This is a genomic window from Mesorhizobium sp. CO1-1-11, assembly GCF_020164995.1.
Classification (GTDB): Bacteria; Pseudomonadota; Alphaproteobacteria; order Rhizobiales; family Rhizobiaceae; genus Mesorhizobium; species Mesorhizobium australicum.
Genome location: NZ_JAIUHE010000021.1, coordinates 56,454 through 78,078, shown reverse-complemented (window position 1 = coordinate 78,078; position 21,625 = coordinate 56,454). Strand labels below are relative to the sequence as shown.

The following is a 21,625-nucleotide window of genomic DNA, read 5'->3' as shown; positions in this document are numbered from 1 at the left end:
TGTCATATGGGGCCTGCCGCATGTCTTTCAAACGCCGCTTTGCCGCAGGTCTGGTCGTTTTCCTCGCCATCTGCGGCGGCATTTCGTCGGCGCGCGCCGCGCCTTTCAAGATCGTCGGCTTCGGTGACAGCCTGATGGCGGGGTACGGCCTTGGCCCGGGCGAGGGCTTTACCGACAAATTGCAGGCAGCACTTCGCGCCAAGGGCCATGACGTCATCGTCGCCAATGCCGGCGTCTCCGGCGACACCTCCAGCGGCGGCCTGGCGCGGCTCGACTGGTCGGTGCCTGAGGGCACGCAGCTGGTGATCCTCGAACTCGGCGCCAACGACATGCTGCGCGGCGTCGCGCCCGACATTACGAAACGGAACCTGGACGAGATGCTAGGCAAGCTCAAAGAGCGCAAGATTGCCGTGCTGCTGGCCGGCATGCGGGCGGCGCCCAATCTCGGCGCCGACTACCAGAGCGCCTTCGACGCCATCTTTGCTGACCTGGCCGGCAAATACGATGTTCCGCTCTATCCGTTCTTCCTCGACGGCGTCGCCGGCCAGCCCGGCCTGCAGCTCGAGGACGGCCTGCATCCGAGTGCTCGCGGCGTCGACCTGATGGTGGAACGCATTCTGCCCACCGTCGAGAAGACCATGGCGGCGGCGCCAGGAGGATCGTGACGTCGGATGGAACCGGTTCCGCCGCGGAAGCTTTAGATTGCATCTAGATTGCATCCGGGACCAACAAACCACTTGCTCCATTTGATTATCGATGATTCGCTAGGGATGACAGTTTCGATTCGAGGAAGGGAGGCTCTTCATGCCGCGTCTTTTCACCGCCCTCGAAATTCCGCGTGATGCCGCCCTTTCGCTGTCCCTGCTCCGGGGCGGCCTGCCCGGGGCCCGCTGGATCGACGTCGAAAACTACCATCTGACGCTACGCTTCATCGGCGACGTCCAGGGCCATGTCGCCGACGAGATCGCCAACGCGCTCGACCGGGTGCACCGTCCTTCCTTCTCGCTGACCTTGTCCGGTGTCGGCGCTTTCGGCCAGAAGAAGCCGCATGCGGTGTGGGCCGGCGCTTCGCCCTCGCCCGATATGGCGGCTCTTCAGGCCGAAATCGAGCGCATCTGCCAGCGGCTCGGCATTCCCGCCGATCCGCGCAGGTTCATGCCGCATGTGACGCTGGCGCGGCTGCGCAATTCGAGCCCGCTCGACGTCGCCCAATATCTGTCGGCGCGCGGCAATTTCTCGACGCTGCCGTTCCGCATCGGCCGTTTCGTGCTGATGTCGTCGCGCGATTCGGTGGGTGGCGGCCCCTATATCGTCGAGGAGGCATGGCCGCTGTCCGGCGTCGATACGCGTGCCGCCAGCCGTGTCGCCAGCACCTCCGACGCCTCGCGGATCATGCGATAGACCTCGGCAAACGCTTGCTGGTCCTCATAGTAGGGGTCCGGTACATCGCGCGGCCTTCCCTCGGCGAATTCCAGGAACAGGTGGATACGGTCGCGCACCGCCGCCGGCGCCAGCGCCTTCAGGTCGGCGACGTTGGACCGGTCCATGCCGAAGATCAGGTCGAAGCGGTGAAAATCCTCCGGCATGATCTTGCGCGCCCGCTGCCGCGAGATGTCGATGCCGTGGTGAGACGCGATGGCGATCGAGCGCGGGTCGGGAGCGGAGCCGACCTCCCAGCCGCTGGTCGCGGCCGAATCGAGCACGATATCGCCGCCATATCCGCGCTCAGCCAGCACGGCGCCAAGGATGCCTTCGGCCAGCGGCGACCGGCAGATGTTGCCGAGGCAGACGAAAAGAATGGAATTTATGGGCTTCGCGATCATGGATCCGGCGCTATGGTGACGACTTCAGCCCAATAGCACGGGAAGCGGACATGACGAGAGAGAAACTGGGCAGGGAGGCCGCCGAAGCAGCGCTCACAGGGCTTGATGGCTGGGCACTGGCGGACGACGGCGCCTCGATCGGCCGCACCTTCACCTTCGCCAATTTCTCCGAAGCCTTCGCCTTCATGACCAGGGTGGCGCTGACCGCCGAGAAGATGGACCACCATCCCGATTGGTCGAATGTCTACAAGACCGTCAGCGTTACCCTGAACACGCATGACGCCGGCGGCGTGACGGCGCTCGACATCGAATTGGCGAAGAAGATGAACCGCTATTTCGGCGGCTGAACACGGGCTGTCCAACGTCCAGGCCCGGCGCGGACCCGGCAAATCGGCGCCCGCATCTTGCAGCCGGGTTAAGCTTTCACCACATTTTGATCGGCGGACGTGCGCTGAGACGCGCATGAGGCCCGCAAGGAGAGATTGATGGCGCAAGAATCCGGTTTTGATTTCTTCGGCTTTGGCGACAAGCTGGCCGGCGAAGGCGAAGTGCGCGAAAAGTTCTGGCGCACGGCCAGGAAGGCCGCTCGGCAGATTCCGTTCATGGAAGATGTCGTCGCCGCCTATTACTGCGCCATGGACAAGAAGACGCCGCTGCGTGCCAAGGGCATATTGGTGGCCGCGCTCGGCTATTTCGTCCTGCCGGTCGATCTCATCCCCGACTTCATCTTCGGTCTCGGCTTCACCGACGACATCGCCGTGCTGACCGCCGCGATCACCGCCGTCAGCGCCCATATCACGCCCGCGCACCGGCAAGCCGCCAAGGACGCCATCGCCGATAAGAGCTGAAGTCCCGCCGGCCGAATCCCGCCGCGACGGCTCGACCGCTGGACAGGGGCGTTCAGCGGCGGGTTAGAAGTCAAACTCTTGCCGTTTTCGTGGCCTCCAAGTCGCCAAAGGGACACCGAGCCGGCCGCTGACAAGGCGGCGGCGCGGAAATGGCGGCGGTTTCCTGGGGTGAAGGTCCTTTTCTCTTGGGAAATTCACCGTTTGGTAACCCAGATTAAATCAAAATGAAGCGACGGCAGGACGCCACGCGGCCCGCCTCCGCACCATTTGGAATACGGGAAAAACGATGCGCGGATTGATTGCACTAGTTTCTAGCCTGGTCCTGGCGGCCTCGGCGGCGCCGGCGCTGGCGCAGCAGGCGACCAAGATCGGCCAGCACAATGCCTGGGGCACCTACAGCTACCAGGCTTCGGGCGGCAAGGTCTGCTACGTGCTGACCGTGCCGACCGACAAGCAGCCGCCGACGCTCGACCACGGCGACATGTTCTTCTTCGTCAGCCAGCGGCCCGGCCAGCAAGTGTCCTATGAGCCTCAGTTCATCGCCGGCTACAATTTCCAGGAAGGTTCCAAGGCCACCGTCACCATCGACAAGAAGAGCTTCTCGATGTTCACGCGCGGGAAATCGGCCTGGGTCGAGAACGCGGCGGAAGAGCCAGTGCTGATCGCCGCGATGAAGACCGGAACCGACATGAAGGTGTCGGCGAAGTCGGGCCGCGGCAATCCCACGAACTATGTCTTCTCGCTTAAGGGCATTTCGGCGGCGCTGTCCTCGATCGCCAAGTGCAAATAGGCCATCTTCGTTTTTGAACCGAAGGCCGGGCCGTAACGCTCGGCCTTTGCTTTTTCAGCCCAGCCCTGATTCCGGTGCGGCCTCCGCCCGCCGCCGCCGGATCGCCTCGGCGATGAACACCCGCGACAGGGCGTGATAAAGCGGCTCGTGCGAGATCAGCCGCGCCGTGCCGTAGCCCAGCATCGAAGCCAGCATCAGGCCGATGACATTGTCGTGATTGCCGGTCATTTCGAGGATGATGACGAAAGCCGTCATCGGCGCTTGCACGACGCCGGCGAAATAGCCCGCCATGCCGAGCAGGGCCGCGACGCCCGCGCTGCTCGCGAACATCAGGCCGAGCGAGCTGCCGATGCCGGCGCCGACCGCCAGCGAGGGCGCGAAGATGCCGCCGGGAATGCCTGAGATCATCGACAGCAGGCCGGCAGCGAATTTCTCGGCAAAGAAGAACCAGGGCAGCGGCGTGCCTTCGACCGCGCTACGCGCCTGCGCGTAGCCGGTGCCGAAGGTCAGCCCGCCCGAGGCGATACCGATCACCGCGACCGCCAGTCCGCAGATCGCGGCCACCAGCAGCGCGCGCCACAGCGGCTGCAGCGCGTTCCAGCGTCGGATACGCCGCGTCGCCTTCAACGCCAGCAACGAGAACAAGGCGCCAAAGCCGCCGCCGATGACGCCGCAGGCGATCACCAGCGGCCAGTCGACGGCAAACGAGATCGTCTCCTTGGACACGCCGAAATAGGTGTAGTTGCCGAGCACGCCGAGCGAGGCGAGGCCGGCCAGGATGACCGCTGTCAGCACCAGCCCGTTGGTGCGCGCCTCATAGGTCCGGCCCATTTCCTCGATGGCGAAGACGATGCCGGCGAGCGGGGTGTTGAACGCCGCCGCGATGCCCGCCGCCGAGCCGGCCAGGATCAGGCCGCGCGCCTGCGCCATGCCGCCCCAACGCGCCGCCTGCAGCATCAGCGACGCGCCGACCTGTACGGTCGGTCCCTCGCGGCCGATCGAAGCGCCGCAGAACAGGCCGACAAGGGTGAGCGCGATCTTGCCCGCCACCAGCCTGAGCGACAGGATATGGCTGCGGTCGTCATCGTCGCGCAGGTGGCGGGCGGCGATCGCCTGCGGAATGCCGCTGCCTTGCGAGCCCGGGAAGAAGGCGTGCGCCAGCCAGGCGCACAGCACAAAGCCGAGCGGCGTGATGGCCAGCGGCAGATAGAAACGCCAGCCGCCGTCATTGCCGATCACGACATGAAAAAGCGCCTGCGCCTTGTCGGCCAGCACGGCAAAGAGCACGCTGATCAGGCCGATCGAGATCGCACCGGCCCAGAACACCAGACGTGGCTGCCAGACGCGGCGCGAGGCCCACATGGCGCGCGAACGCCGCAGCATGGGGTGTTTTCGCGATTGGCCGGCCATGTCTATCCTCGGGGGAAAACCCAGCCCTAACACAGGCATGACGCCGATCAAGTGTGAGTCTGCCGATCGGACGGGATCAAAAAGCCCACCGTCGCGGTTGTGTCCCTTTGAACAAGGAGCCCGCAGTCATGAGCTATGTCAGATTCGCCGCGATGATCCTGGTTTCCACGGTCCTCATGTACGGGCTCATGTACCTGAACACCTATGCGCTGGATCATGTTTTCTTCAGCCAGACCCGGGTGTGGATGGCCATCGTGATGGGCGCCGCCATGGCCATCGTCATGATCGGCTTCATGTGGGGGATGTACGGGAGCGTGGCCGCGAATGTCGGCATCGTCATCGGCGGCATGCTCGTATTCGCTGGTGCCTTGTGGCTGGTCAGAAGCCAGGAAACCGTGAGCGACGTCTCTTACATGAAGGCCATGATCCCGCACCACTCGATCGCGATCATGACCAGCGAACGCGCCCATATCCGCGACCCGGAGGTGCGAAAGCTCGCGGACGGCATCATCGACGCCCAAGTGCGCGAGATCACGCAAATGAAGCGTCTGATCGCGCGACTCGAACCGAATCCCGTAGCGGCCGGCGCTCCTGACCTGCCGTCCTACCGAGCCCGCGGGGCCGCGCCGCCGCCACCGGAAACCGACCAGAGCACCGGGATCGATACGCTCTCCATCGACAGGTAGGCGCGGGGAGACGCGCGGATAATATGGAAGTTGCTCGTCCCGCCGGCCTCCAAGCCGGCGGGAACATCCTTGCGGGATCGTCACATAGCCATTTTTTCACATTCGGCCTGGGCCTTCTTGGTCGAGGTGTCGATCATGTAGGCTTTGCCCTTGGCGTCGGTCATCATCATCATGCAGTGCTTGATCGGCTTGGCCATCTTCATCATGTCGGCGCCCATCTTCGCGTCCGGCGTCATGGTGCCCATATGCCCGTCGGGCATGATCGCCGTCACTTGTCCGCCTTTCATCATGCTCATGGTGCCCATCGCGTCCTCGGCAAACGCCTGCGAGGCGCAAAGCGCGGCGAAGCCGGCAACGACGGCGAGCTTGATCGATTTCATCCTGCATACTCCCATTCTGTAGGGGCACAGTTGCCCCATTTAGGGTTCGAAGGCGCGATGGGGATCGTTACGCCAACACGACTAAGTGATCGCCGCCAACGACATCGCGTCCACCGGCGGCGATCGTCCTTCACGGGGACGGTGGCGATCGGGACACCGACGGCGGACCCCAGTTTGGCGTGCACGGCATGACTTCGCGCTCAACCTGTGCTATGCGCCGCGCTTCATATCGGGCCGATGGATGAAATCGGCCGCAAACCGCTTATATCTGTGTAACCATGACCCTTTCACTCGACCTTACCGCCGAAGGCGCCCGTGACGCCTTGCGCGGCCGTGCCGCGCGGATCGAAAAGCCATCGCTGATCGGCCTCACGCGGACGGAACTCGCCGCCGCTCTTGTCAAATCCGGCACCGTGCCGGAGCGTCAGGCAAAGATGCGCGCCCAGCAGCTCTGGCACTGGATGTATGTACGCGGCGTTTCCGACTTTGCCGGCATGTTCAACATCTCCAAGGATCTGCGCGCCGAACTCGACAAGCATTTCACCGTCGCCCGGCCCGAGATCGTCGAGGAGCAGATTTCCGCCGACGGCACGCGAAAGTGGCTGTTCCGCTTTCCGCCGCGCGGCGCCGGCCGGCCGGTGGAGATCGAGACGGTCTATATCCCCGAGGAAGGCCGCGGCACGCTCTGCATCTCCTCGCAGGTAGGCTGCACGCTGACCTGTTCGTTCTGCCACACCGGCACGCAGAAGCTGGTGCGCAACCTGACCGCCGAAGAAATCCTGGCGCAGTTGCTCACCGCGCGCGACCGGCTCGGCGACTTCCCCGATCGCGACACGCCGGATGGCGCCATCGTGCCGGCCGAGGGCCGGAAAGTGTCCAACATCGTCATGATGGGCATGGGCGAGCCGCTCTATAATTTCGAGGCGGTGAAGAAGGCGCTGCTGATCGCCTCCGACGGCGACGGCCTGTCCCTGTCGAAGCGTCGCATCACGCTGTCGACCTCCGGCGTCGTGCCCGAGATTTTCCGCACCGGCGAGGAGATCGGCGTCATGCTGGCGATCTCGCTGCATGCGACCAATGACGATCTGCGCGACCTTCTGGTGCCGATCAACAAGAAGTATCCGCTGAAGGAGCTGATCGCCGCCTGCCGCGCCTATCCCGGCCTCTCCAACGCCAAGCGCATCACCTTCGAATATGTGATGCTGAAGGACGTCAACGATTCCATCGAGGACGCCAAGGGGCTGATCAAGCTGCTCAAGGGGATTCCGGCCAAGATAAACCTGATCCCGTTCAACCCGTGGCCGGGCACCAACTACCAGTGCTCGGACTGGGAGACGATCGAGAAGTTCGCCGACTACATCAACAATGCCGGCTATGCCTCGCCGATCCGCACGCCGCGCGGCCGCGACATCCTGGCCGCCTGCGGCCAGCTGAAGTCGGAATCGGAACGCATGCGCAAGGTCGACCGGCTGGCGCTGGAGGCCATGATGATCGCGGGGCACGGCGAGGTGTGAGCCGTCTCGTCGCCGGCCTCACACGTTTCGCCATGATTGCAGTCGGCTACCTCGCCGCCGTGCTGACCTCAATCCTGGTGCCGGTACTGCTGATCGTTCTTCTGGCAGGGATCGAGGACGGCAACTGGTCGATCATTTTCACATTCGACTGGCTGGCCTCCTTCCCGCTCGCCGTGTTGACGGTGGCGATCTGCGCGCTGCTGATCGTCGGCCCGGCGATCTTCGTCGCCGAACGGCTGGCGCTGCGAGGATGGTTCTACTTCGCCGTCACGGGCGCGGTCACGTCGATCGCCTTCGGTGTTTTTGTGCCGGGGTCCGCCGGAGGCTTCGTTTTCAATCCGGGCTTCCTGGGTTTTCTGGCCGCCGCCGGCATTGCCGCCGGCTGGGTCTACTGGCTTCTGGCCGGACGCAGCTCCGGTCGTCTCACGGGCCGTGATCCCCGATGAACCGTCTCGTCGCCTATATCGTGCGCTTCGCCATCATCCTGTTCGGTTATGCCGTCGCCTCGCTGGCGGCGAGCGCTTTCCTCAACATCCTGTTCCTGGCCTCGCTCGGCTACGCGCCGGCGCAAGCGCATCCGGCGGCAACGGCATCGCTCTATTTTTCAATTCCCTTCGTCGCCCTGTTCGTCGCCTATTTCGGCTTCATGCCGGCGGCGATCGTCATCCTGATTGCCGAAATCCTCGGCCGGCGCGACTGGTTGTTCTACGCGCTCGCCGGCGCGGTGGTGGCGGGGGTTTTCCTCGGCCTCGTCGACAATGTCCGCGATTCCCCTTTCGCGGTCACCGAAGCCAGCGCCATCATGGCGGTGCTCGGTGGCGGCATGGTCGGCGGGATCTTCTATTGGCTTGCCGCCGGGCGCTGGGCGGGAAGCTGGTGGAAGGTCTCTACTTCGCCTGGGCCGTCAGGATCTTGAGCGCGAACGCCGAGAACACGCCGGCGAAGAGATAGTCGACCACCCGCGTCACACGGGGGCTGGCTTTCATTGCCGCCGAGAATTTTTCCGCCGCCAGCACCATCGGTACCGTCACCGGGATCGACAGCACGATGAACATGGAGCCGAGGAAGAACAGTTTCCCCGGCGCGTTCGGATCGTGCGCGGAGACGAATTGCGGCAGGAAGGTCATGAAGAACAGGATGATCTTCGGGTTGAGCAAATTGACGCCGAGCCCCGCCGCCCAGCTGCGCAACAGGGAAATTTGCGGACCGGTCTTCTTTTCCGGCGAGAAAGCCGAGCCCTTGGCGATCGCCTGCCAGGCGAGGAAGACGAGATAGCCGGCGCCAAAGATCTTCAGCACGAAAAAAGCCATCGGCGAGGCGACGATCAGCGCCGAGACGCCGACCACCACCAGCGTGGTGTGGATCAACGTGCCGCACAGCGCGCCGGCCATCGAGGCAAAGCCGGTGGCGCGGCCCTGGCTCAGCGTGCGCGACACGAACAGCGTCATGTCGGGGCCTGGCGTGATCGCCAGGATCACGGTGGCGATGGCGAACTGGATCAGCGTGGTGGTGTCGGGAATGAAGGACATGGCAGGCCCCGGGGGAACGCGTCGGCTATACAGGACCCGTCTCGCCGGCGCCAGATGGGGCCAGCGCGTCCTCCGGTGGAGTTGGCGCGGTTCGGCCAGTTTCGCCAGCTTACATTTCGCCAGCTTACAGGCGGCGTTCTTGAGCGCCTGGTAACCGGCGGCATGGCCCCGGGATCGGTCCTCCCGATCAAGCCCGGCGTCGCACTGCCGCGCTGGATCAGCAACCTTGCGCCGCGTGCGCTTGCTCGCTTTGCCGTTCCTGCTAAAAGGCGCTCCGACAATCCGTGACGCCTTGCCTCAGGCGTCCGCTTTTCGACGGAGCAGAAATGTCCAAGATCAAAGACGTCAAGAAGGTCGTGCTCGCCTATTCCGGCGGCCTCGACACATCCATCATTCTGAAATGGCTGCAGACCGAACTCGGGGCCGAAGTCGTCACCTTCACCGCCGATCTCGGCCAGGGCGGCGAACTGGAGCCGGCGCGCCGCAAGGCCGAGATGATGGGGATCAAGGACATCCGCGTCGTCGACGTACGCGAGGAATTCGTCGCCGACTTCGTCTTCCCTATGTTCCGCGCCAACACCGTCTATGAAGGCACCTATCTCCTGGGCACCTCGATCGCGCGGCCGCTGATCTCCAAGCACCTGGTCGAGATCGCCAGGGAAACCGGCGCCGACGCCATCGCGCATGGCGCCACCGGCAAGGGCAACGACCAGGTCCGTTTCGAGCTTTCGGCCTATGCGCTCAACCCCGACATCAAGGTCATCGCGCCGTGGCGCGACTGGTCGTTCAAATCGCGCACCGACCTGATGAACTTCGCCGAACAGCACCAGATCCCGGTGCCGAAGGACAAGAGGGGCGACGCACCGTTCTCCGTCGACGCAAATCTGCTGCACTCGTCCTCCGAGGGCAAGGTGCTGGAAGACCCATGGAGCGAGCCGCCGGAATTCGTGCACCAGCGCACCGTGTCGCCGATGGACGCGCCGGATGCCGTCACCGAGATCGAGATCGAATTCCTGAAGGGCGACCCGGTCGCGCTCAACGGCAAGAAGCTGTCGCCGGCCACCATGCTGGCGGCGCTCAACGATCTCGGCCGCGACAATGGCGTAGGCCGGCTCGACCTGGTCGAGAACCGTTTCGTCGGCATGAAATCGCGAGGCGTGTATGAAACGCCGGGAGGCGCTATCCTGATCGTGGCCCATCGCGCCATTGAATCGATCACGCTCGACCGGGGTGCCGCGCACCTCAAGGACGAGTTCATGCCGCGCTACGCGGAGCTCATCTACAACGGCTTCTGGTTCTCGCCCGAGCGCCTGATGCTGCAGGCGATGATCGACAAGAGCCAGGAAGACGTCGAAGGCACGGTGCGGCTGAAGCTCTACAAGGGCAATGTCATGGTCACCGGCCGCAAATCTGGGAAGACGCTCTATTCCGACGCGCTGGTCACCTTCGAGGACGACCGTGGCGCCTATGACCAGAAGGACGCCGCCGGCTTCATCCGCCTCAATGCGCTGAGGCTGCGGACATTGGCCGCGCGCAACCGCAACAGCTAGACGGAATGCGCTGTCTCGGTCGATGCCTGGTGCCGCTGCTCTTTCTGGCGGCGCCGGTCATGGCTGGGGACTTCGCGCCCACCTCCCTGGACCTCGCCGCCCTCATCGAATGCAGGGCCGATCTGCCGGCGTATAATGGTCTTGCCCTCTGGCTGGGCGGTGAGCCAGACGCGGCGCAGACCCTTGGCTGGAAGGAGGTCGCTTCCGGCAATCCCTTCCTGCGGCAGTATCGATTGCCGGTCCCGGTCCATGTCTTTGGGCGCGAGACCGCGACGATCGTCTTTACCGCGACAGGGCCGATGGCCGTGCTTGATGGCATCGCAGCGCCGGACCTCGCCCGCCAGCTCGACGTCCCGGCGACGGTCTCGACGCCGGACAAGTTCCTCGGCGAGAAGGTCATGGCCGAAAGCAGCGAGGATGCCGGCGGCGTGAGCCTTGCCACGCGCATCACGCTCAACGTCTCGACCGTCGAGTCCCACCCCGGCAGGACGCTGGCCGGCTGCTCCTATGCGCTCGACGTGAAATGAAAAACCCGGCGCGGTGGCCGGGTCTTTCGTTCAATGGCCGTGCGGATCGATCAATCGGCGTCGATCGCGGTGGCGATGCGGGCGATGGCCTGCTGATAGACGCTTGCCGAATTCCAGCCGGCGATCGCGCCCATATTCGATTGCGCGCTGGCGCCAGCCCGCCAGCCGTGACCCTTGAGGAAGTTGGCGGTGGAGGCCAAAGCTGTGGCCTTGTCGCGCAGGTTTCCGCTACCGACCGCATACTTCAAGACATTTCCGGGCAGGAACTGCGTGTGGCCGATCTCGCCATGCATGGCGCCGACCGACGAGGCGGTCAACGCTCCGCGATCAACCAGCTTCAGGGCCGCGATGGCGTGCGGATGGAAGTAATCCGGACGGCGGCAATCATAGGCAAGCGTCACAATGGCGGAGACCGTGTTCTGGTTGCCCATGGAAGCACCGAAGCCGGTTTCCATGCCCCAGATGGCGAGCAGCACGCCCGGCGATACGCCGTAGTTGGCTTCGATCTGGTTGAACAGCGCCGCGTTCGACTTCTTCAGCGACCGGCCCTTGGAGATGATCGCCGAGCCGCCGCGGCGTTTCATGAAATCGTCCACCGAGCCGCTGAAGGCCTTGTGGATGGCGCGGTCGGCGGAGATCGTCCTTGTTGCGTAGGTCGCGCCGGCCAGAGCAGCCAGACCCCTTGACCCGACACCTTCGGACTTGGCCTCGGCGGCGAAGTCCTGTTTCCAGGCGTCGAAGCCGGCGCCGGTCTTGCCGCAGCTGGCCGCCGCTTGCGCGCTGGTTGCCAGCCCGAGCACCGCCACCACCGCCGCCGCTAAAATCCTACCCTTGGCACGAAATGCCATGTTGTTCTCCTGGTTGCCTGATTCACGTCCCGTTTACGAATTTGCCAGCGAAACGCGCATTTGTCACCGTCTGTGGCGCGATGCTGGCGAATGCCGGGGAATTTGCCTACGATCAAGTGATTATTATGGCGAGTGTCAGGCATGAAAGACGCTGATACCGCCCATGGACCGGGGCAGGCGCGCCTGGACCGGCGAAGCAAAATAGTCGCGATGGACCGCGGAACACCGGCCGGTGGTTCGCGTTTGGGCACGGGCCGCCATGATCCCTTCCTATGAATCATGCATCCCTTTCAGATGAATCATGCATCCCTTCTGACGAATTGAGACCGAGATGAAACTTTTCGACTGCCCGCATTGCGGCCACCGTCTCTATTTCGAGAATGCCCAGTGCCTGAACTGCAGCAGTCTCGTGCTCTATGATCCCGAGGGCGCGCGCTTTGTCTTGTCCGGCGTCGACGGCGCGATCCAGTGCACCAATGCCGACGAATGCGCCTGCAACTGGATGGCCGAGCCGGGACAGGTCTTCTGCCGTGCCTGCGTGCTGAACCAGCTGATCCCCGATCTCTCGGTCGACGGCAATCGCCGCCGCTGGATTCGCGTCGAGGCGGCGAAGAAGCGCGCCATCTATTCGCTGCTCGCCTTCGGCCTGCCGGTGGCGCCCAAGCAGAGCCCGACGGACGAGATCGGGCTGGCCTTCGACTTCCTCGCCGATCCGATCGGCGGCGGCCCGGGCGGCGAACGGATTCTCACTGGTCACGACAACGGCCTGATCACGCTGAACGTCGCCGAAGCCGATTCAGCCGAGCGCGAAAAACGTCGCGTCCAGATGGGTGAGAATTACCGCACGCTGCTCGGCCATTTCCGCCACGAGCTCGGCCACTATTACTGGGACCGCCTGATCCGCGACGATCCGCAAAGGCTGGAAGCGTTCCGCGCCTTGTTCGGCGACGAGCGTGCCGACTACGAACAGGCGCTGAAGGCCTATTACGCCAATGGCGCGGCGCCCGATTGGCAGCAAGACCACATCTCGGCCTACGCCACCTCGCATCCGTGGGAGGACTGGGCCGAGACCTGGGCCCACCACCTGCACATTACCGACACGCTGGAGATGGTCCATGCGCTGAACTTCCCGCTCGGCCGGCTGGAGACGGTGGAGACGAACGAACTGCCGCGGGGCGATACCGGGGGCGAGCCGCAGGCAGCACCCTCGGAGCCCGCCAACACACCCGAGCCCTTCGACAAGATCCTTGCCCGCTGGCTGGTGCTGTCGGAAGCCTCCAATTCGATCAACCGCTGCATGGGCCTACCCGACCTCTACCCCTTCGTCATTTCGGACGCGACCGCGCGGAAACTGGCGTTCGTACACGATCTTCTGACCGGCTTGCCGATGGAGGCCGGAACAAATCGTGAGTTGGCTCGCGCATTTTAGCCGGAACGCATGCGCTGCTGTCCCGTTGTCACCGCCGAGGGACTGTGAAACGGAGAGAACCCATGAAATCCTTATTGTTTCCCGCAATAGCCGGGATGCTGACCGCAATGTCGGGCGCGGCATTGGCCGATACCGCTGTCTCGGCAGTCACCGATCTCAACGTGCGTGCCGGTCCCGGCCCGCAATATCCTGTCATTGGCGTTCTCGCCGCAGGCCAGTCGGCAACGCTCAACGGCTGCATCGAAAACAGCAAATGGTGCACCATCGCCGAAGCTGGCGGCCAGGGCTGGGTCTATTCCGACTACGTCACCGCCGATTTCGGCGGCAGCCGCGTGGTGCTGACGCAGCGCCGCTCCGCCGTTGCCGTGGTCTCGCCGCCGGACGACATCGGCAACTATTCGACCGACTATACCGGTGCGATCATTTCCAGCGATCCGGTGGTTGGCGACTTTCCAGCGCCGCCGGCCGCGGTACGGACCTATGTCGACACCCATCGCCTCGACCCCGTCTATCTCGACGGCGAGGTGGTCACCGGCGCGACCCTGCCCGATACGGTCGAGCTGCGCGAAATTCCTGACTACAACTACCGCTATGTCTATGTGAACGGCCAGCGGGCGCTGATCGATCCGCAGACACGGCGCATCATGTACGTCGTGCGTTGACGCGATGCCGGCGGTCGCCGAAGCGGCCGCCGGCGAAACCTGGATTGGCGACCGCGGCAGGCTGGCCCGCGCCTGCGTTCCGTGGCAATCGGAGTGCGCGTATTCCTGCTGATATCGATCCGGTTCCCGAAGCCATCAGCTGGATTAAGCAGCGATGGATTGGGATCGAGGACAAGCGTGACGATCGACGACACTGCCTTCGAGCGCTATCGCAACACGCCGAACGCCAGGACGACTTTGCTGCGCCTGTTGCTGGGAACGCTGATCGTCGTCCTGTTCTGGGCCGCCACCACCGCGGCCGTGCTGTTCGGTGGCACCCATGTTTACTTCGCCTGGCAGGGGGCGGCGGCTTCGCCATACGGCATGGAAGGCTTTCTCGCCTCGCCCATCGGCATCCTCTGCGCGCTCGCCTCTTTCGCGGGGATCTGGATCGGCCTGTGGATCGTGATGCGCTGGGTGCATGGCGAGCCGCTGTCGGCGCTGCTTGGCGCCGGCCGCCGCATAGCGCGACCGGACTTCCTCAAGGGGCTGATCGCGGTGCTGATCACCTCGGCCTTGTCCGAAATCCTGCTCTATCTGCTGCAGCCCAGCATTGCGCGCGGCACGATCAGCCTGTCGTCATGGCTGCTGTTCGCGATCCCGATCGCCGCGCTCACGCTGCTGCAGACGTCGTCGGAGGAGATGCTGTTTCGCGGCTACCTGCTGCGTGGCCTGGCCAATCGGTTCAGAAGCCCGTTCGCCTGGGCGCTGCTGCCCGGCCTGCTGTTCACCTCGCTGCACTGGAGCGGCGGTTCGTCGGCCGCCATCAACGCCAGCGTGCTGGTCTCGATCGCTGCCTTCGCGCTGCTTCTGACGCTCGTGGTCTACGCCACCGGCAATCTCGGGGCCGCCCTTGGAGCTCATCTTGGCAACAACCTCACCGGCTTCCTGCTGATCTCGCATCAGGAGAGCTACAATTCCTTCGCCTTGTTCACCGCAAAGCCGCTCGAAGGGCCGGGCTGGATGATATCGGATGCCATCCTCATTGCGCTCATCGGCATTGCCTGCAGCCTGCTGACGATTGTCTTGCTGCTGCATCCGCGCTCGCCGCTGAAGGTCACGGCCGAGGTTCCAAATGCTGTGGGTGCTGCCTGATCGCTGCCCGGAAAACATCGCAACACCGGCCTTGCCTTGACTCTCGCGCCAAATTCCTGTCTACAGCCCACCAATTCCGCGACGAGTATCCCTCCGAGCAAGCCGACCAGGATGCCGAAACCTCTTTGAGGCCGAGTGCTGTAAACAGATCCTGGAGGCCAACATCCGGCAGCGCTGTGCGCCCCCGGGTGCTTTTTGGTTTTGGGCTTTTGCTTGGACTGGCTTTTGCTTGGAGACTGGGCGCGAACGCATTACCTCTCGGGCACCATCCGGGTGCCAGGGAAAAGGAAAACGAATGTTTGAATCGCTGCAGGAGCGTCTTGGCTCCATCCTGAACGGCCTGACCGGCCGCGGCGCGCTGTCGGAGGCGGATGTCTCGGCAGCGCTGCGCGAGGTGCGCCGTGCGCTGCTCGAGGCCGACGTGGCGTTGGAAGTGGTGCGGTCCTTCACCGACAAGGTGCGCGAGAAGGCCGTCGGCGCCGCGGTGCTGAAGTCGATCAAGCCGGGACAGATGGTCGTCAAGATCGTCCATGACGAGCTGGTCGACATGCTCGGCGCCGAGGGTGTCGCCATCGACCTCAACGCGCCGGCCCCGGTCGTCATCATGATGGTCGGCCTGCAGGGCTCCGGCAAGACCACCACGTCGGCCAAGATCGCCAAGCGGCTGACCGAGCGGCAGAACAAGAAGGTTCTGATGGCCTCGCTCGACACGCGGCGTCCGGCCGCGCAGGAGCAGCTGCGCCAGCTCGGCGAGCAGGTCAAGGTGGCGACGCTGCCTGTTATCGCAGGCCAGAACCCGGTCGATATCGCCAAGCGCGCCGTGCAGGCGGCCAAGCTCGGCGGCCATGACGTCGTCATCCTCGACACCGCCGGCCGCACCCATATCGACGAGCCGCTGATGGTCGAGATGGCCGACATCAAGAAGGTGTCGAGCCCGCACGAGATCCTGCTGGTCGCCGATTCGCTGACCGGCCAGGACGCCGTCAACCTGGCGAAAAGCTTCGACGAGCGCGTCGGTATCACCGGCCTGGTCCTGACCCGCATGGACGGCGACGGCCGTGGCGGTGCCGCGCTGTCGATGCGCGCCGTCACCGGCAAGCCGATCAAGCTGATCGGCACCGGCGAAAAGATGGATGGGCTGGAGGAATTCCACCCCAAGCGGATCGCCGACCGCATCCTGGGCATGGGCGACATCGTCAGCTTGGTCGAAAAAGCCGCCGAGAACATCGATGCCGAGCAGGCGGCGGCGATGGCCAAGAAGATGCAGTCGGGCAAGTTCGACCTGAACGACCTCGCCCAGCAGCTTCAGCAGATGTCGAAGATGGGCGGCATGGGCGGCATCATGGGCATGATGCCCGGCATGGGCAAGATGAAGGACCAGATGGCCGCCGCCGGCCTCGACGACAAGATGTTCGGCCGCCAGCTCGCGATCATCTCCTCGATGACGAAGGCCGAGCGCGCCAATCCCGACATTCTCAAGCACTCGCGCAAGAAGCGCATCGCCGCCGGCTCCGGCACCGATGCCGCCGAGATCAACAAGCTCCTGAAGATGCATCGCGGCATGGCCGACATGATGAAGGCGATGGGCGGCAAGGGCAAAGGCGGTGGCCTGATGCGTGGCATGATGGGTGGCCTTGCCTCCAAGATGGGCCTTGGTGGTTTGGGGGGCGGCATGATGCCCGGCGGCATGGGCGGCATGCCCGATCTGTCGAAGATGGACCCCAAGCAGCTCGAAGCCTTGCAGAAGCAGGCGCAGGCCGCCGGCCTCGGCGGCATGAAGGGGTTGCCGGGCGGTCTTCCCGGCGGCGGCTTGCCAGGCCTGCCCGGCGGCATGAAGCTTCCCGGCCTTGGCGGCGGTGGCGGCCTGCCCGGTCTCGGCAAGAAAAAGTGAGGACGCTATGAACGAAGAAAAGGACATGGCCGACGCCCGCACCATCCTGGCCGGCTACCGCGCCTCGATCGACAACATCGACGCGGCCCTCATTCACATGCTGGCCGAGCGCTTCCGCTGCACCAAGGCGGTTGGCGTGCTCAAGGCCGAGCATGGCCTGCCGCCGGCCGACCCGGCGCGCGAGCAGCAGCAGATCGCCCGCCTGCGCCAGCTGGCGCATGACGCGCATCTCGACCCGGATTTCGCGGAGAAATTCCTCAACTTCGTCGTCCGCGAAGTGATCCGGCACCACGAACAGATCGCCGCTGCCAACGGCGTGACGAAAACGGGTTGAAGAAACCCTGACTTATCAAACGAAATCAGAGCTTTTAGGAGAAAAGAAATGGCACTGAAGATCAGATTGGCCCGTGCGGGCTCGAAGAAGCGTCCTTACTACCACGTCGTCGTTGCCGACGCCCGTTCGCCTCGCGACGGCCGGTTCATCGAGTCGCTCGGCTCGTGGAACCCGCTGCTGCCGAAGGACGGCGAGCGCATCAAGGTCGACGCCGACCGCGTCAAGCATTGGCTGTCGCACGGCGCCCAGCCGACCGACCGCGTGCTGCGCTTCCTCGATGAGGCCGGCCTTGCCAAGCGCGAAGCCCGCTCCAACCCGAAGAAGGCCGAGCCCGGCAAGAAGGCGCAGGAACGCGCCGCCCTGCTGAAGAAGGCCCAGGAAGACGCCGCTGCCGCCGTCGCCTCGGCCGCTGCCGCACCGGCCGAAGCGGAAGCCGCTACCGCCGAGTAATCGCGTCCTATTCCTTGCGGGAACAAAACGGCGGGTCAAAAGCCCGCCGTTTTGCTCTTCATGTTTGGACTGAGGCCGATCAATAACCGCTTGGGCAGCGATCGACATAGACCCGACCATGGCGATCGCGGTACCGGCATTGGCCGCTTTCGCTGGCATGGCCGATCAGCGCGCCGGCCACGGCGCCGACCGCACCGCCGACAACAGCGCCCTGCACCGGATCTCCGGCCACGGCCGCGCCAACCGCAGCACCGCCCAGGCCGCCCACGGCAGCCCCTTTTTCCGTTTGCGAACATGCACCCAGTGCCGTCGTCAGCACCAGAATGGTCAGTATTTTCTTCATTTGTCGTTCCTCTCACACGCGGATCGCCGTCTCGCCGCCAAGTGCTTAACTCTCAGACGGCTAATTTGATCCCGAGGAGAACGAAGATCGCGACGCTGCTCGCCCAAACAGACCGCATCGGCGGTATTGCCACCCGATGGCGTGCAGGCGAAGTGGACGCTGTTCTTGGCTCGGAACAGCTATCGGCTGAACGGGATCAGCGCACGAACCCTGGGGTCGCGCAGATAGAGGCCGCCCCATAGGATGATGCCGAGATAGACGCCGAACAGCATGTGCGAGAACAGCGGATTGCCGATGCGCGCATTGGTGGCGATGGCGCCGCCCATATAGGCGGTGAGCAGGAGGGCGCCGAGCACGGAGGTGCGCGGCAGCGCGTAGAGCGCGGTCGAGACCAGGCCGATGACGCCCAGCATGCGCGCGACGTTGGGATCGGCTGGCCACCCAAGCGGCACCATCGTCTGGGTGACCACGTCGAGCGGCGGCAGCTTGATGGCGCCGTCGAAGATCATGAACAGGACCATGAGGCCGCTGAGCGCCCGGCCGGTCCACAGGGCGCCAGCCGAGACGGGCGCGGTTTGAGAAATGCTCATTGGGTGTCCTCCTGATGGTCAGCCCCTTTTTCGGTGGGGTCGACCCAAGGACGTTCCATGAGGCGTCGATCCGACAAATGTTCGGATTTTTGACGGTGCGGCGTTACGAAAGATAGAACTTTTCGGCCGACAGCATCTTTGGTGGCGTCTCGCCCAAGGCCTCGAACACCGAGATTTCGCAGACCCGGCACAGGCCGTCGAGCGCGAGGTCGTTGGCTTCGGTGCCAAACGGATCCTCAAGCTCTTCCGAAAGCGCGTCGAGGCCGAAGAAGGTGTAGGCGATCAGCGCCGTGAACAATGGCGTTGCCCAACCGGTGGTCGAGATCAGGCCAATCGGCAGCAGCAGGCACACGATGTAGGCCGTGCGGTGCACCAGCAGCGTGTAGGCGAAGGGCAAGGGCGTGCCGGCGATCCGCTCGCAGCCGGCCTGGATGGCGGTGATTGACGCCAGCCTCTCATCCAGAATGCGGAAACCGATCGTGTCGAGGTCGCCAGCCCGGCGCTGCGCATTGGCACGGCGGCCCATGCGCCTGACCATCTCGTCCGCCGGATTGGCGAAACTAGCGGCCGTCCCGGCTTCAGCCTCGATGAAGGCATGGACCTCCTTGACGCTGTCGATCTTGCGCAACTGGCCGCGCAGAAAATGACAGAAGGCCAGCGCTTCCATCAGCAGGGCGCGCTGCTCGGCCCGATCGGGAATGAGGCTTGTCGTGGCGCGGGCCAGATTGCGGATTTCGAAGACCAGCGCGCCCCACAGTTTGCGCGCCTCCCACCAGCGATCATAGGCGGCGTTGTTGCGAAACGACAGATAGATCGACAAGGTCACGCCCACCAGTCCGAAAGGCGTGATGTTGAAGACGCCGAGATCGAGCTGGAACCGGCGCGCCACGACGAGGATGACCACCGAATAGATCGCGAAGCCGAAAATCTGCGGCAGGATGCGTGGCACCACCGAACCACGCATGATGAAGAACAGCTGCAGGAAGGTGGGGCGCGGACGAACGATCATTCGGGAGCCTTTCACGGGCGAGCGTCGGCCCTCAGCTCCTGTATTGTGCGATGCGGCGGCCATGCAAGCCCGGCCGCCAGCGACATTGCCATGTCGTCCGTGTGTCGACTACCGGTGTGTGCTGTTTGCGGATATTGAGAAGCTGCTGCCGTCCCGATGCAGGCGAGGAAAAAAATGACGGGCGAGACCGATCTGAGCACTCTGTTGGCGTCGATGATGCCGGAACTGCGCGATGGCATCTATGTCTTCGCCACGCTGGCGCCTGGCGTTCCACAGCCCGAAGGCCTCGAACCGGTCATGGCGTTTCGGGAGCGCGAAGGCACGACGCTGATCGTGACGGAGGAAGCCGCCCGGAGCACTGAGCTGACCGCCTCGTTCCGCTGCCGGATGATCACGCTGAACGTCCACTCATCGCTGGAAGCCGTCGGCTTCCTTGCCGCCATCACCGCGCGCCTAGCCGCCGCCGGCATGGGCGTCAATCCGGTCTCGGGTTTTTACCACGACCATCTGTTCGTGCCGGCTGGGCGGGCGGAGGAGGCGATGGCGATGCTGCGCGAACTGAGTGTGGATAGTGCGAGTTGAAATCGGCGCAAAGCGGCTAATCTCATGAGTCGCAGCGCCAAAATGGACAGGCCAGCGCCGCCCCTCATCCCCCTGCCGGGACCTTCTCCCCGTATAGTGACGGGGAGAAGAGGGCTAACGGCCGGAGGCCGGGCCCGCGACGGCGGGCCGCCGGTCGTCCGGCGCCCTCGCGGAGGGCCAGCCACGACAGCGGCGGTGCGGCCTGTGAGCGGGATTAAGCCGCCTTCTTCTTCGGCTGGATAAGGCCGCGCTCGACCAGGAGCTCGGCGATCTGCACGGCGTTCAGCGCCGCGCCCTTGCGCAGATTGTCGCAGACGATCCACATCGACAGGCCGTTGTCGATGGTCGAATCCTCGCGGATGCGCGAGATGAAGGTGGCGTCCTCGCCGGCCGATTCCAGCGGCGTGATGTAGCCGCCATCCTCGCGCTTGTCCAAGACCTGGCAGCCCGGGGCGTCCCGGAGAATCTCCCGCGCCTCATCGGCGGTGATCGGCTTCTCGAACTCGATGTTGACCGCTTCCGAATGGCCGATGAACACCGGCACGCGCACGCAGGTCGCCGTCAGCTTGATCTTGGGATCGAGCATCTTCTTGGTCTCGGCGACCATCTTCCATTCTTCCTTGGTAAAACCGTCATCGAGGAAGACGTCGATATGCGGGATGACGTTGAAGGCGATGCGCTTGGTGAACTTCTTGACGTCGACGCTGTCGGCGACGAACACCGCGCGCGTCTGCGTGAACAGCTCGTCCATGCCTTCCTTGCCGGCGCCGGATACCGACTGGTAGGTGGCGACGACGACGCGCTTGATGGTGGCGAAATCATGCAGCGGCTTCAGCGCCACGACGAGCTGCGCCGTCGAGCAATTCGGGTTGGCGATGATGTTCTTGCGTGTGAACAGCGAGATCGCGTCCGGGTTAACCTCGGGCACGATCAGCGGCACGTCCTGGTCGTAACGGAAGGCCGACGAATTATCGATGACGACGCAGCCCTGCTTGCCGATCTTCGGCGACCATTCCTTGGAGACATTGCCGCCGGCCGACATGATGCAGATGTCAGTGTCGGAAAAATCATACTGGTCGAGCGGCCTGACCTTCAGCGTGCGGTCGCCGAACGACACTTCCGTGCCCATGCTGCGCCGCGAGGCGAGCGCCACGACTTCGCTCACTGGAAAGCCGCGCTCTTCCAGGATGTTGAGCATTTCCCGGCCCACATTGCCCGTGGCGCCGACTATCGCAACCTTGAAACTCATAAAAATCTCCTGTCCCTCTCCGCTTGGTTTTTGGAGAAAACCCGCCG

The 21,625-nt window shown here is 64.2% G+C and carries 27 protein-coding genes; 18 read left to right on the top strand and 9 right to left on the bottom strand.

Going from position 1 to position 21,625, the window contains the following annotated elements; genetic code table 11:
* The first annotated feature begins 20 nt into the window (after positions 1-20).
* Both LB554_RS23275 and thpR read left to right on the top strand, forming a co-directional pair.
* Positions 21-665, top strand: a complete 645-nt coding sequence (locus LB554_RS23275; protein WP_224587136.1) for an arylesterase — start codon at positions 21-23, stop codon at positions 663-665.
* A gap of 139 nt (positions 666-804) precedes the next feature.
* The gene (gene thpR, locus LB554_RS23270; RefSeq protein WP_140618242.1) at positions 805-1,401 is read left to right on the top strand and encodes an RNA 2',3'-cyclic phosphodiesterase; all 597 of its coding nucleotides are present in this window, start codon (positions 805-807) and stop codon (positions 1,399-1,401) included.
* Here thpR and LB554_RS23265 read toward each other — a convergent pair.
* The gene (locus tag LB554_RS23265) at positions 1,305-1,823 is read right to left on the bottom strand and encodes a low molecular weight protein-tyrosine-phosphatase (RefSeq protein WP_015314941.1); all 519 of its coding nucleotides are present in this window, start codon (positions 1,821-1,823) and stop codon (positions 1,305-1,307) included. The genes thpR and LB554_RS23265 overlap by 97 nt on opposite strands.
* 50 nt (positions 1,824-1,873) lie before the next feature.
* Between LB554_RS23265 and LB554_RS23260 the strand changes: the two genes are divergently transcribed.
* The 3 genes from LB554_RS23260 to LB554_RS23250 all read left to right on the top strand — a co-directional run bounded on the left by LB554_RS23260 (position 1,874) and on the right by LB554_RS23250 (position 3,461).
* Positions 1,874-2,170 carry a 4a-hydroxytetrahydrobiopterin dehydratase gene (locus LB554_RS23260; protein ID WP_015314942.1) on the top strand — a complete coding sequence of 99 codons (297 nt, stop codon included), beginning with the start codon at positions 1,874-1,876 and terminating at the stop codon, positions 2,168-2,170.
* A gap of 138 nt (positions 2,171-2,308) precedes the next feature.
* The gene (locus LB554_RS23255; protein ID WP_015314943.1) at positions 2,309-2,671 is read left to right on the top strand and encodes a YkvA family protein; all 363 of its coding nucleotides are present in this window, start codon (positions 2,309-2,311) and stop codon (positions 2,669-2,671) included.
* Between the two features lie 286 nt (positions 2,672-2,957).
* Entirely contained in the window at positions 2,958-3,461 is a 504-nt protein-coding gene (locus tag LB554_RS23250) for an invasion associated locus B family protein (RefSeq protein WP_015314944.1), read from the top strand.
* 54 nt (positions 3,462-3,515) lie between these two features.
* On the opposite strand, the gene LB554_RS23245 is transcribed toward LB554_RS23250, so the two are convergent.
* On the bottom strand, positions 3,516-4,871 hold the full coding sequence (locus tag LB554_RS23245; protein WP_015314945.1) for a chloride channel protein: 1,356 nt from the start codon (positions 4,869-4,871) through the stop codon (positions 3,516-3,518).
* Positions 4,872-4,999: 128 nt separating this feature from the next.
* Here LB554_RS23245 and LB554_RS23240 point away from each other — a divergent pair, with 128 nt between their 5' ends.
* A complete protein-coding gene (locus LB554_RS23240; protein WP_140719665.1) occupies positions 5,000-5,557 on the top strand; it encodes a DUF305 domain-containing protein in 558 nt (185 codons plus the stop codon).
* 80 nt (positions 5,558-5,637) lie between these two features.
* Here LB554_RS23240 and LB554_RS23235 read toward each other — a convergent pair whose 3' ends face one another.
* Positions 5,638-5,937 carry a hypothetical protein gene (locus LB554_RS23235; protein WP_015314947.1) on the bottom strand — a complete coding sequence of 100 codons (300 nt, stop codon included), beginning with the start codon at positions 5,935-5,937 and terminating at the stop codon, positions 5,638-5,640.
* A gap of 278 nt (positions 5,938-6,215) precedes the next feature.
* On the opposite strand from LB554_RS23235, the gene rlmN reads away from it, so the two are divergent.
* The 3 genes from rlmN to LB554_RS23220 are packed head-to-tail and all read left to right on the top strand — an operon-like array spanning position 6,216 to position 8,367.
* The gene (rlmN, locus tag LB554_RS23230) at positions 6,216-7,451 is read left to right on the top strand and encodes a 23S rRNA (adenine(2503)-C(2))-methyltransferase RlmN (RefSeq protein WP_224587134.1); all 1,236 of its coding nucleotides are present in this window, start codon (positions 6,216-6,218) and stop codon (positions 7,449-7,451) included.
* Between the two features lie 32 nt (positions 7,452-7,483).
* Positions 7,484-7,897 (top strand): hypothetical protein, encoded by a 414-nt coding sequence (locus tag LB554_RS23225; protein WP_224529748.1) that lies wholly within the window; start codon positions 7,484-7,486, stop codon positions 7,895-7,897.
* Entirely contained in the window at positions 7,894-8,367 is a 474-nt protein-coding gene (locus tag LB554_RS23220) for a hypothetical protein (protein WP_015314950.1), read from the top strand. The genes LB554_RS23225 and LB554_RS23220 overlap by 4 nt, the downstream gene beginning before the upstream one ends.
* Here the strand turns inward: LB554_RS23220 and LB554_RS23215 are convergent.
* The gene (locus tag LB554_RS23215) at positions 8,339-8,980 is read right to left on the bottom strand and encodes a LysE family translocator (protein ID WP_140703788.1); all 642 of its coding nucleotides are present in this window, start codon (positions 8,978-8,980) and stop codon (positions 8,339-8,341) included. The genes LB554_RS23220 and LB554_RS23215 overlap by 29 nt on opposite strands.
* 326 nt (positions 8,981-9,306) lie before the next feature.
* Between LB554_RS23215 and LB554_RS23210 the strand changes: the two genes are divergently transcribed.
* Positions 9,307-10,530, top strand: a complete 1,224-nt coding sequence (locus LB554_RS23210; RefSeq protein WP_224587132.1) for an argininosuccinate synthase — start codon at positions 9,307-9,309, stop codon at positions 10,528-10,530.
* A 5-nt stretch (positions 10,531-10,535) separates the two neighbouring features.
* A complete protein-coding gene (locus tag LB554_RS23205; RefSeq protein WP_224587130.1) occupies positions 10,536-11,057 on the top strand; it encodes a hypothetical protein in 522 nt (173 codons plus the stop codon).
* Positions 11,058-11,107: 50 nt separating this feature from the next.
* Here LB554_RS23205 and LB554_RS23200 read toward each other — a convergent pair whose 3' ends face one another.
* Positions 11,108-11,905: a lytic transglycosylase domain-containing protein gene (locus LB554_RS23200; protein WP_224587128.1), complete on the bottom strand. Its 798-nt coding sequence runs from the start codon at positions 11,903-11,905 to the stop codon at positions 11,108-11,110.
* Positions 11,906-12,236: 331 nt separating this feature from the next.
* Between LB554_RS23200 and LB554_RS23195 the strand changes: the two genes are divergently transcribed.
* From LB554_RS23195 to rpsP, 6 genes are all read left to right on the top strand, one after another.
* A complete protein-coding gene (locus LB554_RS23195) occupies positions 12,237-13,334 on the top strand; it encodes a putative zinc-binding metallopeptidase (RefSeq protein WP_140618257.1) in 1,098 nt (365 codons plus the stop codon).
* A 62-nt stretch (positions 13,335-13,396) separates the two neighbouring features.
* Positions 13,397-13,996, top strand: a complete 600-nt coding sequence (locus LB554_RS23190; protein ID WP_015314956.1) for a DUF1236 domain-containing protein — start codon at positions 13,397-13,399, stop codon at positions 13,994-13,996.
* Between the two features lie 177 nt (positions 13,997-14,173).
* Entirely contained in the window at positions 14,174-15,130 is a 957-nt protein-coding gene (locus tag LB554_RS23185; RefSeq protein WP_224587126.1) for a CPBP family intramembrane glutamic endopeptidase, read from the top strand.
* A 295-nt stretch (positions 15,131-15,425) separates the two neighbouring features.
* Complete coding sequence (gene ffh / locus LB554_RS23180; protein WP_015314958.1) at positions 15,426-17,021, top strand: signal recognition particle protein; 1,596 nt, start codon at positions 15,426-15,428, stop codon at positions 17,019-17,021.
* Positions 17,022-17,028: 7 nt separating this feature from the next.
* The gene (locus LB554_RS23175; protein ID WP_015314959.1) at positions 17,029-17,355 is read left to right on the top strand and encodes a chorismate mutase; all 327 of its coding nucleotides are present in this window, start codon (positions 17,029-17,031) and stop codon (positions 17,353-17,355) included.
* 48 nt (positions 17,356-17,403) lie between these two features.
* The gene (gene rpsP, locus LB554_RS23170; protein WP_023774471.1) at positions 17,404-17,805 is read left to right on the top strand and encodes a 30S ribosomal protein S16; all 402 of its coding nucleotides are present in this window, start codon (positions 17,404-17,406) and stop codon (positions 17,803-17,805) included.
* A gap of 79 nt (positions 17,806-17,884) precedes the next feature.
* Here the strand turns inward: rpsP and LB554_RS23165 are convergent, their stop codons facing one another.
* The 3 genes from LB554_RS23165 to LB554_RS23155 form a co-directional block, all read right to left on the bottom strand.
* Positions 17,885-18,148 (bottom strand): YMGG-like glycine zipper-containing protein, encoded by a 264-nt coding sequence (locus LB554_RS23165; RefSeq protein ID WP_015314961.1) that lies wholly within the window; start codon positions 18,146-18,148, stop codon positions 17,885-17,887.
* 179 nt (positions 18,149-18,327) lie between these two features.
* The gene (locus LB554_RS23160) at positions 18,328-18,738 is read right to left on the bottom strand and encodes a DoxX family protein (protein WP_224587124.1); all 411 of its coding nucleotides are present in this window, start codon (positions 18,736-18,738) and stop codon (positions 18,328-18,330) included.
* 103 nt (positions 18,739-18,841) lie between these two features.
* Positions 18,842-19,747 carry a bestrophin family protein gene (locus LB554_RS23155; RefSeq protein ID WP_140712213.1) on the bottom strand — a complete coding sequence of 302 codons (906 nt, stop codon included), beginning with the start codon at positions 19,745-19,747 and terminating at the stop codon, positions 18,842-18,844.
* 174 nt (positions 19,748-19,921) lie between these two features.
* On the opposite strand from LB554_RS23155, the gene LB554_RS23150 reads away from it, so the two are divergent.
* Complete coding sequence (locus tag LB554_RS23150) at positions 19,922-20,329, top strand: ACT domain-containing protein (RefSeq protein WP_140712215.1); 408 nt, start codon at positions 19,922-19,924, stop codon at positions 20,327-20,329.
* Positions 20,330-20,543: 214 nt separating this feature from the next.
* Here the strand turns inward: LB554_RS23150 and LB554_RS23145 are convergent, their stop codons facing one another.
* Positions 20,544-21,578: an aspartate-semialdehyde dehydrogenase gene (locus tag LB554_RS23145; protein WP_224587122.1), complete on the bottom strand. Its 1,035-nt coding sequence runs from the start codon at positions 21,576-21,578 to the stop codon at positions 20,544-20,546.
* Positions 21,579-21,625 lie beyond the last annotated feature (47 nt).

Bases quoted from the DNA above. Each gene is read 5' to 3' on its own strand.
- LB554_RS23210 (WP_224587132.1), top strand. From the start codon at position 9,307: ATGTCCAAGATCAAAGACGTCAAGAAGGTCGTGCTCGCCTATTCCGGC.
- ffh (WP_015314958.1), top strand. From the start codon at position 15,426: ATGTTTGAATCGCTGCAGGAGCGTCTTGGCTCCATCCTGAACGGCCTG.
- LB554_RS23235 (WP_015314947.1), bottom strand. From the start codon at position 5,937: ATGAAATCGATCAAGCTCGCCGTCGTTGCCGGCTTCGCCGCGCTTTGC.
- LB554_RS23265 (WP_015314941.1), bottom strand. From the start codon at position 1,823: ATGATCGCGAAGCCCATAAATTCCATTCTTTTCGTCTGCCTCGGCAAC.
- LB554_RS23240 (WP_140719665.1), top strand. From the start codon at position 5,000: ATGAGCTATGTCAGATTCGCCGCGATGATCCTGGTTTCCACGGTCCTC.
- LB554_RS23275 (WP_224587136.1), top strand. From the start codon at position 21: ATGTCTTTCAAACGCCGCTTTGCCGCAGGTCTGGTCGTTTTCCTCGCC.
- rlmN (WP_224587134.1), top strand. From the start codon at position 6,216: ATGACCCTTTCACTCGACCTTACCGCCGAAGGCGCCCGTGACGCCTTG.
- LB554_RS23155 (WP_140712213.1), bottom strand. From the start codon at position 19,747: ATGATCGTTCGTCCGCGCCCCACCTTCCTGCAGCTGTTCTTCATCATG.
- LB554_RS23175 (WP_015314959.1), top strand. From the start codon at position 17,029: ATGAACGAAGAAAAGGACATGGCCGACGCCCGCACCATCCTGGCCGGC.
- thpR (WP_140618242.1), top strand. From the start codon at position 805: ATGCCGCGTCTTTTCACCGCCCTCGAAATTCCGCGTGATGCCGCCCTT.
- LB554_RS23195 (WP_140618257.1), top strand. From the start codon at position 12,237: ATGAAACTTTTCGACTGCCCGCATTGCGGCCACCGTCTCTATTTCGAG.
- LB554_RS23220 (WP_015314950.1), top strand. From the start codon at position 7,894: ATGAACCGTCTCGTCGCCTATATCGTGCGCTTCGCCATCATCCTGTTC.
- LB554_RS23200 (WP_224587128.1), bottom strand. From the start codon at position 11,905: ATGGCATTTCGTGCCAAGGGTAGGATTTTAGCGGCGGCGGTGGTGGCG.
- LB554_RS23255 (WP_015314943.1), top strand. From the start codon at position 2,309: ATGGCGCAAGAATCCGGTTTTGATTTCTTCGGCTTTGGCGACAAGCTG.
- rpsP (WP_023774471.1), top strand. From the start codon at position 17,404: ATGGCACTGAAGATCAGATTGGCCCGTGCGGGCTCGAAGAAGCGTCCT.
- LB554_RS23215 (WP_140703788.1), bottom strand. From the start codon at position 8,980: ATGTCCTTCATTCCCGACACCACCACGCTGATCCAGTTCGCCATCGCC.
- LB554_RS23145 (WP_224587122.1), bottom strand. From the start codon at position 21,578: ATGAGTTTCAAGGTTGCGATAGTCGGCGCCACGGGCAATGTGGGCCGG.
- LB554_RS23250 (WP_015314944.1), top strand. From the start codon at position 2,958: ATGCGCGGATTGATTGCACTAGTTTCTAGCCTGGTCCTGGCGGCCTCG.
- LB554_RS23205 (WP_224587130.1), top strand. From the start codon at position 10,536: ATGCGCTGTCTCGGTCGATGCCTGGTGCCGCTGCTCTTTCTGGCGGCG.
- LB554_RS23245 (WP_015314945.1), bottom strand. From the start codon at position 4,871: ATGGCCGGCCAATCGCGAAAACACCCCATGCTGCGGCGTTCGCGCGCC.
- LB554_RS23150 (WP_140712215.1), top strand. From the start codon at position 19,922: ATGACGGGCGAGACCGATCTGAGCACTCTGTTGGCGTCGATGATGCCG.
- LB554_RS23190 (WP_015314956.1), top strand. From the start codon at position 13,397: ATGAAATCCTTATTGTTTCCCGCAATAGCCGGGATGCTGACCGCAATG.
- LB554_RS23260 (WP_015314942.1), top strand. From the start codon at position 1,874: ATGACGAGAGAGAAACTGGGCAGGGAGGCCGCCGAAGCAGCGCTCACA.
- LB554_RS23225 (WP_224529748.1), top strand. From the start codon at position 7,484: ATGATTGCAGTCGGCTACCTCGCCGCCGTGCTGACCTCAATCCTGGTG.
- LB554_RS23160 (WP_224587124.1), bottom strand. From the start codon at position 18,738: ATGAGCATTTCTCAAACCGCGCCCGTCTCGGCTGGCGCCCTGTGGACC.
- LB554_RS23165 (WP_015314961.1), bottom strand. From the start codon at position 18,148: ATGAAGAAAATACTGACCATTCTGGTGCTGACGACGGCACTGGGTGCA.